At 62.9% G+C, this 12,379-nt stretch carries 8 protein-coding genes; 3 read left to right on the forward strand and 5 right to left on the reverse strand.

What is annotated here, in order from left to right:
• Positions 1 to 216: 216 nt before the first annotated feature.
• Positions 217 to 1,410, forward strand: coding sequence for an efflux RND transporter periplasmic adaptor subunit (locus SO180_RS33675; protein WP_449383128.1), 1,194 nt, complete (start codon positions 217 to 219; stop codon positions 1,408 to 1,410).
• A gap of 12 nt (positions 1,411 to 1,422) precedes the next feature.
• Positions 1,423 to 4,581 (forward strand): efflux RND transporter permease subunit, encoded by a 3,159-nt coding sequence (locus SO180_RS33680; protein ID WP_449383129.1) that lies wholly within the window; start codon positions 1,423 to 1,425, stop codon positions 4,579 to 4,581.
• A gap of 235 nt (positions 4,582 to 4,816) precedes the next feature.
• Here the strand turns inward: SO180_RS33680 and SO180_RS33685 are convergent, their stop codons facing one another.
• From SO180_RS33685 to SO180_RS33705, 5 genes are all read right to left on the reverse strand, one after another.
• The gene (locus SO180_RS33685) at positions 4,817 to 5,503 is read right to left on the reverse strand and encodes an ATP-dependent Clp protease proteolytic subunit (protein WP_449383130.1); all 687 of its coding nucleotides are present in this window, start codon (positions 5,501 to 5,503) and stop codon (positions 4,817 to 4,819) included.
• A 126-nt stretch (positions 5,504 to 5,629) separates the two neighbouring features.
• Positions 5,630 to 6,175, reverse strand: coding sequence for a hypothetical protein (locus SO180_RS33690; protein WP_449383131.1), 546 nt, complete (start codon positions 6,173 to 6,175; stop codon positions 5,630 to 5,632).
• A 447-nt stretch (positions 6,176 to 6,622) separates the two neighbouring features.
• Entirely contained in the window at positions 6,623 to 7,675 is a 1,053-nt protein-coding gene (pstS, locus tag SO180_RS33695) for a phosphate ABC transporter substrate-binding protein PstS (RefSeq protein ID WP_449383132.1), read from the reverse strand.
• A gap of 186 nt (positions 7,676 to 7,861) precedes the next feature.
• Positions 7,862 to 10,129, reverse strand: a complete 2,268-nt coding sequence (locus SO180_RS33700; protein ID WP_449383133.1) for a cation:proton antiporter domain-containing protein — start codon at positions 10,127 to 10,129, stop codon at positions 7,862 to 7,864.
• A gap of 103 nt (positions 10,130 to 10,232) precedes the next feature.
• A complete protein-coding gene (locus SO180_RS33705) occupies positions 10,233 to 11,405 on the reverse strand; it encodes an MFS transporter (RefSeq protein ID WP_449383134.1) in 1,173 nt (390 codons plus the stop codon).
• Positions 11,406 to 11,469: 64 nt separating this feature from the next.
• On the opposite strand from SO180_RS33705, the gene SO180_RS33710 reads away from it, so the two are divergent.
• A complete protein-coding gene (locus tag SO180_RS33710) occupies positions 11,470 to 12,267 on the forward strand; it encodes an AraC family transcriptional regulator (RefSeq protein WP_449383135.1) in 798 nt (265 codons plus the stop codon).
• Positions 12,268 to 12,379 lie beyond the last annotated feature (112 nt).

The following is a 12,379-nucleotide window of genomic DNA, read 5'->3' on the forward strand; positions in this document are numbered from 1 at the left end:
TCCGTCATCCGTACCCCGTCGAAATTGTGATCGATCGTGCGCCCGGTGAAAAGCGGATTTGCCGTAATCACAGACAAAACTGTCACATGCCGCGCCGCTCTTCGCAGTGCAAGACCATCGCGCCGCCATGGCTATGGTGTTCCACGGCCCCCCGTTTGTTGCTATCAAATCGCGAGGCGGCCTGCCGCAGGCATACAACAGACGGGGAACACCGCAATGACGCGCGCGAATCTCGCTTGTCCCGCACGGCACGATCAACAGCCTGGACAGATCGGGCGGCTCCTCGCCGCAATGACCGTCGTCGTCGCACTTGCGGGGTGCGATCAGAAGAACGTCTACGCGCCGCCGCCGCCGCCCAAGGTGGATGTCGCAGTGCCCGTGCAGCGCGCAGTGACGCGCTATGTCGAGGCCACCGGCAACACTGCGCCGATCAAGAGCGTAGATCTCGTGGCCCGCGTGCAGGGCTTTTTGCAAACGATCGACTATCAGGACGGCACCTTCGTGAAACAGGGCACCCAGCTCTTCACGATCGAGCCGGAAACCTACAAGCTGAAGGTCGAACAGGCGCAGGCCGCCGAGGTCGGCGCGCAGGCCACGCTCAAGCAGGCCGAAGCCGACTTCAAGCGGCAGACCGAGCTCGTGCAGCGCCAGGCGGTCTCACAATCGACCCTCGACACGTCGACATCCACCCGTGACAACGCCCAAGCCAGTCTCCAGCAGGCCCAGGTCAACACGAGGCTCGCCGAGGTCAATTACGGCTACACAAAGGTCTCGGCGCCTTTCGACGGCATCGTCAGCGCGCACCTGGTCTCGATCGGCGAGCTCGTCGGCGTCTCCTCCCCGACGCAGCTCGCGACCATTGTCGCGCTGGACCCGATCTGGGTGAACTTCACGGTCAATGAGCAGGACGTCCTACGCATCCGCGCCGAAGCAGCCCGCCGCGGAATGACCGTCGCCGACCTCAAGCAGTTGCCGGTCGAGGTCGGCCTGCAAACCGAGACCGGCTATCCGCATGAGGGCCACCTCGATTATGTCTCGCCCACCCTCAACTCGTCGACCGGCACGCTCGCGGTGCGCGGCCTCATTCCCAATGACAAGCGGGTTTTGCTGCCCGGCTATTTCGTCCGCGTCCGCGTGCCCTTCGACCAGGACAAGAATGCGCTTCTTGTCCCCGACACAGCCCTTGGCAGCGACCAGGGCGGCCGCTATCTGCTGGTGGTCAACAACGAGAACACGGTCGAGCAGCGCAAGGTGCAAATTGGTCAGGTCGACAACGGCCTGCGCGTGATCGAGAACGGCCTGAAGCCGGACGACCGTGTCGTGATCGCAGGCTTGTTGCGGGTGATCCCGGGCCAGAAGATCGATCCGCAGCTGACGAAGATCGAGCAGCCACAGGCGTCTGCCAAGTAGGAGCTGCCGGCCATGATCTCAAAATTCTTCATCGAGCGGCCGGTCCTCTCGAACGTCATCGCGCTTCTGATGATCCTGATCGGCGGCGTCGCTCTGTTCAACCTCGCAATCGCGCAATATCCGGACGTGGTACCGCCCACGGTGCAGGTCACCACGCGCTATCCCGGCGCCAGCGCGAAAACCGTGATCGACACGGTCGCGCTGCCGATCGAGCAGCAGGTCAACGGTGTCGAGGACATGCTCTATATGCAGTCCTACAGCGGCTCCGACGGCACCTACACGTTGACCGTGACCTTCAAGATCGGCACCGACCTCAACTTCGCGCAAGTGCTGGTGCAGAACCGCGTCTCCAGCGCTTTGTCGCAACTCCCGCAATCGGTGCAGAACCAGGGCGTGACCGTGCAGAAACGGTCGACCTCGATCCTGCTGTTCGTAACGCTGACCTCGCCGGACTCCAGGTTCGACAGCCTTTATTTGAGCAACTACGCCACCATCAACATCCGCGACGAGCTCTCGCGCCTGCCCGGCGTTGGCAACGTCACGGTATTCGGCGCCGGCCAGTATTCGATGCGGGTGTGGCTGGATCCCAACAAGCTGCTGGCCCGCGATCTGGTGCCGCAGGACGTCATCAACGCGATCCAGCAGCAGAGCCAACAGGTGTCGGCCGGCCAGGTCGGCGCGCCGCCGACGCCGCCGGGTCAGGCGTTCCAGTACACTCTCAACGTCAACGGACGCCTCGACGACACCACGCAGTTCGAGAACATCATCGTCAAGACCGGCACCAGCGGCGACGTCACGCGCGTGCGCGACGTCGGCTGGGTCGAGCTGGGCGCGCAGACCTACAGCCAGATATTCTCGCTCAACAAGCAGCCCGCCACCGGCATCGGCGTGTTCCAGTCGCCCGGCGCCAATGCGCTGCAGGTCGAGCAGGCCGTCGAAAAGAAGATGGCGGAACTCGCCAAGCGATTTCCGGAAGGCATCAAATACGACACGCCGTTCGACACCACCAAATTCGTGCAGGCCTCGGTGCATGAGGTCTACATGACCCTGATCGAGGCGGGTCTCCTGGTCCTGGTCGTGATCCTGGTGTTCCTGCAGGATTGGCGCGCGATGCTGGTGCCGGCGACGACGGTGCCGGTGACCATCATTGGCGCGTTCGCCGCCATGGCCGCGCTCGGCTTCACCATCAACATGTCGACGCTGTTTGCGATCGTGCTCGCGATCGGCATCGTGGTCGACGACGCCATCGTCGTTGTGGAAGGCGCCGCCCACAACATCGAGCAGGGCATGAACGGTCACGACGCCGCGATCCGGGCGATGGACCAGCTGTTCGCGCCGATCGTCGGAATTACTCTTGTGCTGATCTCGGTGTTCCTGCCGGCCTCGTTCCTCGCAGGACTCACGGGTCGCATCTATTCGCAATTCGCGCTGGTGATCGCCGCGACCGCGCTGCTCAGCGCCATCAACGCGGCGACGCTGAAGCCGACGCAGTGCGCGCTGTGGCTGCGGCCGACCGTGCCGCCGGAGCAGCGCAACTTCTTCTACCGCGGCTTCAACGCCGTCTATAACCGCGTCGAGCGGGGTTATACGCGGCTGATCGGCGCCCTCGTCAGGAACGCCACGGTCTCGGTCGCGATTGCATTGGTCCTGATCGCGATCGGCGGCTACGGCCTCTCACGGGTGCCGACCGGCTTCCTGCCGATCGAGGACCAGGGCTATCTGATCGCCGCCGTGCAGCTACCCGACGGCGCTTCTCTCGAGCGAACCCAGAAGGTGCTCGACAAGGCCAGCGAGCTTATCAAGGACACGCCGGGCGTCCAGCAGGTCATCACCATTGCCGGCATTTCCGCGCTCGACAACAGCGCGAGCCTCGCGAATGCCGGCGTCGCCTACATCATCCTGAAGGACTGGGATGCGCGGGGCAAAGGCGAGGATCTGCGTTCGCTGGTGTACGGCCTGAACGACAGGGTCGCGACCATCATGGAGGCACGCACGCTGGTGCTGCCGCCGCCGCCGATTCAGGGCATCGGCAACGCCGCCGGCTTCTCGATGCAGGTCGAGCTGCGCGACGGCAACAGCGATTTCGCAAAGCTCCAGGCGATCACGAGCGCGATGGTCTCTAACGCCCAGAGCCAGAGTGCGCTCCAGCGCGTCTCGTCCTCGTTCCGCTCGTCGGTGCCGCAATTCAACGTCGAGATCGACCGCATCAAGACCCAGACGCTGCATGTGACGACGGACCAGGTATTCTCGGCGCTGTCGACCTATCTCGGCTCATCCTACGTCAACCAGTTCAACAAGTTCGGCCGCGTGTTCCAGGTCTATACCCAGGCCGATCCGGCGTTCCGCGTCACCGAGCGCGACATCGCCAACATGCAGGTTCGCAACTCGAACGGCGACATGATCCCGATCGGCACCGTCGCCACGATCACGCCGGCCACGGGTCCGTCGCTGATCAGCCTCTACAATCTCTATCCCTCCTCGACCATCGTCGGCCTGCCGGCGCAGGGGTACTCGTCCGGCGAATCCCTGCAATTGATGGAGGAGATCGCGGACAAGACGCTGCCGCCCGGCACCGGCTTCGAATGGACCGCGATGTCCTATCAGGAGAAGGCCGTCTCCAACCAGATCTACTGGGTGTTCGGCCTCGCCATGCTGCTGGTCTATCTCGTGCTCGCAGGCCAGTACGAAAGCTGGTACGCACCGATCTCGGTGATCCTCGCGGTGCCGCTGTCGCTGATCGGGCCGATGCTGGTGCTCAATGGCCTCAACATCGACAACAACCTCTATTGCCAGATCGGCCTGATCCTCCTCATCGCGCTGTCGGCCAAGAACGCCATCCTGATCGTCGAGGTCGGGCTGGAGTTGCACGTCCGCGACGGCAAACCGTTGCTGGAGTCCGCGATCGAAGCGGCACGCGCCCGCTTCCGGCCGATCCTGATGACGTCGTTCGCCTTCATCCTCGGCGTCGTGCCGCTGGTGCTCGCAACCGGCGCCGGCGCCAGCGCCCGCAAGTCGATCGGCATCACCGTGTTCTCAGGGATGCTCGCCTCGACCTGCCTCGCCGTGTTGTTCGTGCCTGCCTTCTTCGTGGTGGTGCAGCGTTTCGAGAACTGGCGTGCGTCGAAGAAGACAGCGCCGGTGGCGAAGCCGGCCGTCGAGGCGAAATCCTAGGCGCTCCCCTCTCTCCGACGAGGGAGGAGCAAAAATGTCGAAAACAACCCCATGCAAAGTAGCTGACGACGCCGGCACGAAAATTTCGTATTTTACGAAATAACTTGACGCGTCGGGCAAATCAGGTGCATACAGTCATGATCGCAACGCCTGCGTTAGGACGGATACCGGGCGGCCGAGCTGATCCTGTGCCCTGGTACGTGCCCTCAGACTTGGTGCAGTTGGCTGATGTCTGCTAACGAGCGGGCGTGCGAACAAGGCTATCGACGATGCCAGAGCCCTCATCTACGAGCTGTTGACCGCTCATCCAGATATCGCTGCCCGAGATCTTCTTACGCATCATGGCAAGCCAGACCTCGCTAACGCCGCGGATGCCGATGTCGTTACGGAAGAACTCGTCGGTGGCATGCGTCTCGATCGACTTGACCATTTCCGAGAAGAAAGCATTCTCGACGCTGCCGAACTCCCGTTGCTTCATGCTTTCCCTGGCACTGCTCTGTAAGCTGGCCTGGTGAAACATGAAGTAGGCTTCGGGATCGGCCATCCGGCTGGCGCCAGCGAGAAAAATCGGAACGCACATCGAGGCACAGACGCCGGCTTTCTGGACGAGCGTATCGATCGCACGATCGCGGGCGCGGATCGCGGCGACGACTTTGCGTCCATGCTCGATCGAGCCGCCCGGCGAGTTGAGGACGAGCACGAGCCGGCGTCGATCGGCCTTGTAACGATCAAGGGCCGCAGCGACACGCTCGCTCATCGGCTCCTGCACCGGCCCGCTCCAGCCGAGCAGGACGCGGTCCGTCTCCTCGCTGATGGACAGGGTCTGTCGAGACGCCACGTCGCCGGAGCCGGAAGGCAATTGGAAATAGCCCCAAAACAGCAAAATGCCGCAGATGGCGCCAAGAACTTTGAGCAATGACACGGCCTACGCACTCGATCTGCAAAGGGAGTGGATGAATCCGGGATGTTCTTCAGAAACCTTACGGATACAATGAACGGTGCTTTCGAAATGATCGGCGAGGTGACGCTCGCGGTCAGACGTCGGTCATCATGACCTGACCGCTTTCCCGAGAAGCGAGAGCGCGACGAAGGCCATCAGAGCCAATATGCCCGCCGAGACAACAAACGACAGCGTACGGTTCCAGAGCTTTGCTTCCGCGGCGTAGAAGATCGAGACCGCCGTGCGGTCGGTCGTTGAGCGCACCGGCACGAGCGCCTCCCCGCCACCGCCTGAGAAGAGCATGTAGAAACCAACATCGATCGGCGCTTGATCAGGCTTGGCGACAGATTTGATCTTGGCCGTGCAGAAGGTGATCACGAAGTTTGTTCGCTTGCACTTACCCTCCATAGCCTGCAAGTCATACGCTGGCTGCCAGGTTCCGGCCAGGCGATGGTCGCGCACGATGTCCGGACCATAGCTGACAAACAGCCCGTAAAGCCCCCCGCAACAAGCGAGAAACAGGATGAGCCAGCGAAGCGGGCCGCCTGTCGCCTGAGCCGCGTCGGTGCCGGCCGAGCTTCGTGCAGCAGCCATGTCGACGTTAAGAGCTTGTGCACCGGCACCAACTCCGGATTGACGCTTGCCGAACGACATTGTGGTTACTCCTGACACTGAAGTCGCCTGCTACCTAAGGATGAACCCCATAAGACTTCGCTAAGAAGTATCGACGAATTATCAGGATGCAGACATCGTTAACGCTGGCGGCCGTGCCCCTGTCGACGCGACGGAACGGAGATTTTCGTATTTTCCGACACAATTTGACGCGTCGCGGCAAATCAGGTGCATGATGTCATTGTCGCAACACGTGGGGACGACCTAGCCAGCCCTGTTGGGCCTCTGGCTCTCATGACCTGCAGACGGCTCTCGGACGAATGTGGTGACGTCAGGTGTTGTCCATGGCGGACGAGAGAGAGGATGTGGCCATGTCGACGCGATTGAGCCCAAGCCGTCGTTCCGTTGCGACCCAATTCCCCATCGCTCATTTGATGTGACGGTTCGCGAGACCCTAGGCGATCGGCATACCAACGCCACACACAAATGTCATTGCTTGCTGGCGGCCGATGCCGACATCGTGGAGGCTTGAAGGCTCTGCTGCCAATACGACTCGATCTGCTGGATCAACGCGGCCGGCAGGGGAACGTAGTTGAGCATTTCGGCCTGGGACTTGCCGCTTTCCAGAGACCAGCGAACGAAGTCGATGGTGGTTGTCGACCTCTCCGGCGATTTTGGCTGCTTGTGCATCAACACGAATGTCGTGGCCGTGATGGGGTATGCATCTTCCCCGGGAGCATTGGTGAGAACGAGATAGAAATCTTTCGCCGTCGTCCAGGCTGCGCTCGAGGCTGCTGCCTGGAATGATTTGGCGTTGGGGCTGACGAAGTTGCCGGCGCTGTTCTGGACCACGCCGAAGGAAATCCTGTCGAGCCGCTGCAGCGCGTAGGAATATTCAAGGTAGCCGATCGAGCCGGGGACCAGACTGACGAGCGAGGCGACGCCATCATTGCCTTTTCCGCCCAGCCCGAGCGGCCACTCGACCGAGGTACCCTCGCCTACGCTTGCCTTCCATTGCGCGCTGATCTTCGAGAGATAGTTCGACCAGTTGAACGTCGTCCCGGATCCATCGATGCGATGGACGACGGTGATCGGCTTGGCCGGCAGCTTCAGATCGGGGTTGACCGCCTGAATGGCTGGATCATCCCATGATCTCAGCCTGCCGAGGTAGATGTCCGCCAGCATCTGGCCCGTGAAGCGAATCTGGCCCGGCTTCACGCCCTCGATATTGACAACCGGGACGACGCCCCCGATCACGATCGGAAATTGCATCATGTCGAGCTTCTGCAACTCTTTCGGGTCAAGCGGCATATCGGTCGCGCCGAAATCGACGGCTTCCTTCTTGATCAAGCCGACGCCAATGCTCGAGCCCACCGCCTGATAACTGACGGTATTGCCGGTCGTTGCCTTGTAGGCGTCGATCCATTTCGCCATCACGGGCGAAACGAAAGTGGAGCCCGCACCCCTGGTCTCGGCGGCCAGGCTCTGGGTCGCAACGACAAGGGCGATGAAGATGATCGGTAGCCTGAGATGCGCCATCATGGACTCAACCCTATCAAGTCGAGCAGAGCAGCAGGTGTGGCCTATGTCACAAAAATGTAACAAAAACGAAATGTCGGCGCCAGCCAATTTCGCACTTCGCTTTGGCTCCCAAAGTATCCCGCTTGTGAGTGGCCAAGCGTGGACCAAGGCGGGTAACCGCGACCTGCAAGGCGCAGAGATGAAGTGCTAGGCTTTCTCCGCGGGAGTCCGGCGTGCCTCGCCGCTCGACACCAGGAGCACCGAAACCTTCGACTGCCTGAGCACCGCATCAGCGACGCCTCCAAAGGAGAGATGATCGGCCTGGATGCGGTCGACGCCCATGACCACGAGATCGACATCGGTGGTGTCGATCTCACGGAGGATCGCCGCCTCCGGCGCGCGGTTCACGCGCAACGTCGTCGTGATGTCGACGTCGTAACGAGCGGCGAGATCGCTTGTGTCCTTGAGGATGCCCTCCTCCTTGGTCAGTCCGCGGGACGTACCACGCTGCGCGCCCTTGTCCCGGGTCGTCGCCACATAGACGACGCGGAGCGAGCCTGATCCCGCCTGCGCCAGCGCGACCGCAACTTCCGCGCCGCGCTTGGAGACGCCGCTGCCGGAGACCGGAACGAGAATGTTGAATGCGTCGGGCATCGGTTGCTTCAAGTGCTTGCCTTTGGCCGCCACGATCGCAAGCGGCCCTTCGAACTCCGCTGCGACATCCTCGACCTTCCTGTCGAAACGATCCTTGGTCGCGGTAACCTTGTCGACGCCCACGACCAGGAGGTCAAATCCCTTCCGCGCTTCGTCGGCGATCGCTTCGCCCAGCTCCGCCCGCCGGGTTCGCGTGATGACGTCGACGTGGCCGCCCTCTCCGCCGCCAATGCCGGCGACAGCTTCGGCGGCTCTCTTCACCACGGCTTCGTGACTCTCCCCTTCGCTGACTCCCTTTTCTTGTTCCTTCGCTCGTCGGCCAATTTGCAGCACCGTGATCGGCAGGCCACGCATGCCGGCGACCAGGCCCGCGATGTGGGCGGCAAAGGTAGCGTTGACGCTTTCGTCGACGGCCAGCAGGGGCCGCTCGAGATTGGCGACAAAACCGCGCTTCTCGAACTCCTCGCGCTCGAGCCGCTCCTTCTCCTCCCTGCTCATCGGCAGCTTCGACAGTGCCACGCGCAGCATCGGCGGCATTGCCATTGTCGTCACGATCGCCATCGTCACGATCATCGTGAACAAGTTCTGGCTGAGCACGCCGATGGAAAGGCCGATGGTCGCGATGATGACCTCGGTCGAGCCGCGCGCGTTCATCCCGCTCGCGAGCGCCAGCGATTCCCGGTAGCTCAGACCGCCTATGGTCCCGCCGACGAAGGCGCCGCCGAACTTGCCGACACTCGCGATCAGGACGAGCAGGCCGGTGAGCATCAGGAGATGGGGATCGCGGAGCACCGTGAGATCTGCGCTGAGCCCGGCGAGACCGAAGAACACCGGCATGAAAAAGCTCGAGATCAATCCGCGCAGGCGCTCGTCGATCTGCCGGGTCAGGATCGGAGACTCCCCAACCAGGATGCCGGCGACGAAGGCGCCGAGCACGGTGTGCACGCCGATGAGATGCGTGATCAGCGCCATGGTACCCATCAGCAGCAGGATCACGGTAATGACCGGCGCGGTGCTGACGAGGGTATCGTTGGCCCAGCGGATAAGGTGGAACACCAGCCGCCGGCCGACGGTGAAGCTGACGGCGAGGAAGGCCAGCGTACCGATCACGGCCTTGGCGACGGAAGCGACATCGAGCGTGCCTTGCGATGCGAGGCTGAAGATGACGGCGATGATGATCCAGCCGATCGTGTCGTCGATGACTGCGGTCGCGACGATGATCTGGCCGACATTGCGGCGCATGAAATTCATCTCGCGCACGACCACAGCCACGATCTTCACCGACGAGATCGACAGCGCCGTACCCATGAAGAGCGAGGCCACCAGCCGCGCTTGCGGATTGGGCAGGAGCGCATCGGGCAGGAATTCTCCGAGCGCGAAGCCGCAGGCGAAGGGAACGATGATGCCGGCAATCGAGATCGCGATGGCTGCCTTGCCAATCTTCCTGACCAGCTTGAGGTCGGTCTCCATGCCGGTCAGCAGCAACAAAAGCAGGATGCCGAACTGGGCGATGCCATCGATCATCGCCTTCTGCTCGGGCGTCTTCGGAAACACCGCCTGCTGCGCCTCGGGCCAGATCCAGCCGAACAGTGACGGCCCGAGCAGGATGCCGGCAAGCAATTCGCCGATCACCGAAGGCTGCCCGACGCGCTGCATGATCTCGCCGAGGCCGCGGCCCACGGCGATCAGGACCACGATCTGCGCCACCAGGAGAAATTCAGACGGACCTGTGGATTTGCCGCCCTCGGCGCCGGCCGCAATGGTCGTGAGGACAAGCGCCGCGGGAACGAAGCCGACCGGTCGGAGCAGGCTCCACTGCATGCAGATATCGTTTCCCCTTCGGTTGATCCAGCGCGGTGCCGGCGACTAGGGGTAGAACCCGCGGGAGGCGGAGCGAGTTCCCGCCTCCGGTGGACATGATCCGTCACGCCGGCTGCGGCGTCCTGATCTCGCGCGGCAGGATGATCGCAGCCGCGATGGCGAGCAGGCAGAGCGCGGCGAAGGCCCGCAGCATGGTGACGAAGCCGCCCTGCTCGTAAAGCCAGGCGACCAGGCCGACAGAGGCGCCGGCCGCGGTGAAGCCGACGAAATAGCGCACCGCATAGGCGCGCGAGCGCCATTCCTCGGTGGTGTATTTGCCGACCATGGCGTCGTTGACCGTGACCTGCCCGAACGCGCCCATGACGATGCCGATCGAGACCACGATCAGCGGCAGGTTGGACAGGCTCGCCGCCAGATACAGGAACGGCGCCAGCATGAAGGACAGCGGCAGCGCCACCGTCTTCAGCGAATAATGATCGAGCAGCCGGCCGATCGTGTACTGCGTCATCGCGCCGAACACGTAGACACAGGCGGCGATCACCCCCAACAGCGCCGGGCTCCTGGTGAGATCCGCGAGCCGTTCGGCGAACAGCTTTGGCAGCGCCACCGTCACAGCATTGAAGGTCGTCGAGATCGCGATCACGACGATCAGCAGTGCAAGGACCACGCGCCACATGTCCTGCTTTGCAACGCGCGCCTGCGCCGCCGCCTGCTTGCTGCCCTTGCGATCCTCATGCACGACTGTCATGGCGAAGGCGATGCCGATCAGCATCGTGACGACGCCTGGAACGATGAAGGCAAAACGCCAGCCGAGATATTGCCCGATCACGCCAGTGACCAAGGCGGACGATGCAACGCCGAGATTGCCCCAGACGCCGTTCAGCCCCATCTCGCGGCCGAGCCTGTCGGCATAGGACACGATCATCGCGGTGCCGACGGGATGGTAGATCGAGGCGAAGATGCCGATCGCGAGCAGCGCCGCGCCAAGCTCGACCTGCGTCTGCACGAAGCCGACCGAGATCATCGAGACGCCGATGCCGATGAAGAAGATCACCATCATGTGGCGGCGGCTCCAACGGTCGCCCAGCCAACCAGTCAGCAGCGATCCCGCGCCGAAGGCGATGAAACCCGGTGTCGCGTAAGGCAGCAGCTCCGAATAGGCCATGCCGAGCGCCGGCCCCATGATGATCACGGCGGCGGCGAAGATCAGCATCGCATAGTGATCGATGAAATGGGCGGCGTTGACGAAACCGATCACCCGGCCGGGGTTGTTCATGACGTGCGAATCCTCTCCTGTCCCGAAATGGGTTATATGTCGGAGTCATGACGGGATGCTGCCAATGACTGTCGTCGAAACGCCAATCAAGGAAGTGCACGGAAATCACCGCTCGACCGCCGGCGTGCACCTCGTCGCGCGCGACTACCCCAAGGGCCTGCGGCTCGACCCGCACATGCACCGCGAGGCGCAGCTCGTCTATGCCGCGAAAGGCACGATGCAGGTAACCACGCCCAAGGGCCGCTGGCTGGTGCCGCCGGACCGCGCGGTCTGGGTGCCGGCCCATCTCGAACACGCCATCGACGTGCTCGCCGACATCGAGATGCGCACCCTCTATTTCGACCTGCCCTGGCTGAAACGCGAGCAGCGCGCCAAGGGGCTCGGCAAGGAGTTCGTGGTGCGGGTGTCGCCGCTCCTGCACCAGGCGATCCTGGCGCTCTTTGATTCTCGCAATGCGCCCGAGCGCACGGAGCTGCTGGTTCGCCTGGTGATGCTGGAACTGCACCAGGCCGAGGATTCCGCGACCTTCGTGCCGCTGCCGCGGGAGCCCCGCTGCCGACGCGCCGCCCTGATCGTGCTGGATGATCCGACCGGGAGCTACGAGATCGAGACGCTCGCGCACGAGGTCGGAACCTCCGCGCGCACGTTGTCCCGGCTGTTCTCCTCCGAGACGCAGCTCAGCTTCAAGAGCTGGTGCCAGCGCGCCCGCATCGCGGCCGCGATCGAAAGACTGTCGACCGATGCTGAAGTCTCGGTCAAGCAGCTCGCCTCGCAGCTCGGCTATGCCAGCGTGCCTGCCTTCTCGGCAGCCTTCCGCCAGGTGACGGGACGCACGCCGACGGAATTTGCGCGGAAGGAATAACCTCACCCTCGCAGTCATTGCCCGCGATAGCTTTCGCGGGCAATCCAGATGCTATGGGGTAAGCGGCGACTGGGGTAAGCGGCGGTGAGGGTGTGGACACCCCTCGAACGCC

The sequence above is a fragment of the Bradyrhizobium sp. UFLA05-112 genome (assembly GCF_053572325.1).